This is a genomic window from Asanoa sp. NPDC050611 (assembly GCF_040654855.1).
GTDB lineage: Bacteria > Actinomycetota > Actinomycetes > Mycobacteriales > Micromonosporaceae > Asanoa.
The window spans coordinates 1-1406 of record NZ_JBFAIU010000683.1 but is presented as its reverse complement, the minus strand read 5'-3'; the positions used below and the strand labels follow the sequence as shown (position 1 = coordinate 1406).

Here is a 1406-nt window from a genome sequence, read left to right as displayed (position 1 = left end):
ACAGGTAGCGCCGGACCGTGTCGAGCGCCTCGTCCTCGGTCTTGCAGAGGAAGTGGCCGACGCCGGACTCGCGCCGGGCCCACGCCGCGCTGGCCGCGGCCACCGACCCCGAGTCGGACCCGGCCCGCCACGCCTGGCACGCGGGCCAGGCCGTCGAGGACCCCGACGACGAGATCGCCGACCGGCTCGAGCGCTCGGCCGGCCAGGCGCAGGCGCGCGGCGGGCTGGCGGCCGCGGCCAGCTTCCTGCGCCGCGCCGCCGAGCTGACCGGCGATCCGGTGCGCCGCGCGCAACGCACCCTGTCGGCCGCCAAGTGCGCCCTCGAGGGCGGCAACCCGGACAGCGCGCTCGCCCTGGTCGCGATGGCCGAGGCCGGCGCGCTCACCGACGCCCACCGGGCCAGCGCGCACCTCATCCGGGCCCGCGTGGCGTTCACCGTCAACCGCGACGCGACGGCGTCCCCACTGCTGCGTGCCGCCGCGGCCGAGATCGAGCCGTTCTCGCCGGAGCTGGCCCGCACCACCTACCTGGACGCGATGTCGGCGGCCATGTTCGCCGGTTCGCTGGCGCCGGACCAGCTCCCGGAAGCGGCCCGGGCGGCCCGCGCCGCACCGCCGGCCCCCGTCCCGCCGCGCGCCGCGGACCTGCTGCTGGACGGCCTCGCCGTGCGCTTCACGGAGGGGTACGCGGCCGGCCTGCCCCTGCTGCGGCAGGCGGTGCGGGCGTTCGGCGGGCCCGGCGGCGCCGACGTCGAGACCATCCGCTGGCTCTGGCTGGCCTGCACGGCCGCCACCCACATCTGGGACTACGACTCGTGGCTGCGGCTGGCGGACCAGTTCGTCCGGCTCGCGAGACAGAGCGGCGCACTGGTCACCCTGCCGGTCGCGCTCAACTCCCGGATCGCCGCGCACGTCGTCGGCGGCGACCTGACCGCCGCCGCCTCGCTCGGCCATGAGCTGCACGCCGCCACCGAGGCGACCACCGTGCGCCCGTTCACCCCGCTCGGCCAGCTGCTGCTGTCGGCGTGGCGGGGCGACACCGCCGAGACGACGGCGCTCGCGGAGTCGACCGTGACCGAGGCGGCCCGCCGGGGCGAGGGAGCGGGACTGGTCGCGCCGGCCCTGAGCCTCGCGATCCTCCACAACGGCCGCGGCGAGCACCTCGAGGCGCTCGCCGCCGCCGAACGCGGCGACAAGGATCCGCCGGCGCTGGGCTTCCCGCCGTGGTGCGTCCTCGTCGAGCTGGTCGAGGCCGCGGTCCGGGTGGGCCAGCCGGCCCGCGCGGCCGAGGCGCTGCGCCGGCTCACCGACGCGACCTCGGCCGCCGGCACCGACTGGGCGCGCGGCATCGAGGCCCGCACCCGGGCGCTGGCCACGCCGGGCCCGGTGGCCGAGCACGTCTTCCGG

The 1406-nt window shown here is 78.4% G+C and carries 1 pseudogene; it reads left to right on the top strand.

Annotation, left to right across the window (positions count from 1 at the left end):
• Positions 1 to 41: 41 nt before the first annotated feature.
• Positions 42 to 1406 (top strand): annotated as a pseudogene (locus tag AB0H87_RS41810) (LuxR family transcriptional regulator); the annotation flags it as partial.